Here is a 249-nt window from a genome sequence, read left to right as displayed (position 1 = left end):
CGGACACCGTCGCGCGACAGGCGCAGCTCGGTGATGCGGCCCCCGAGGGCACGGCTCGCACCCGCTTCGACGCCGACCACGGTGACCCGCCCCGTGCCGGGCTCGCGCACCGCACGCACTCCCGCCGTGCCGTTGACGACGGCCCACACCGAGTTGTTGTTCGGTGACCAGGACGGCCGGGTGCTCGACTCGCCGTCGACCGCGGGTTCGGCAGCGCCTTCGCAGTAGGCACCGACCATCAGCTGCACG

General features: G+C 73.5%; 1 protein-coding gene. It reads right to left on the bottom strand.

Annotation, left to right across the window (positions count from 1 at the left end):
* Window positions 1–249 (bottom strand): LpqB family beta-propeller domain-containing protein (locus NVV99_RS26700; RefSeq protein WP_260783325.1); only part of this gene is annotated, 249 nt, incomplete at both ends.

Origin of the sequence: Rhodococcus sp. PAE-6 (assembly GCF_025290685.1) — a bacterium.
Classification (GTDB): domain Bacteria; phylum Actinomycetota; class Actinomycetes; order Mycobacteriales; family Mycobacteriaceae; genus Rhodococcus; species Rhodococcus pyridinivorans.
The sequence above is the reverse complement of the archived record's forward strand: the minus strand, read 5'-3'. Positions and strand labels throughout refer to the sequence as shown.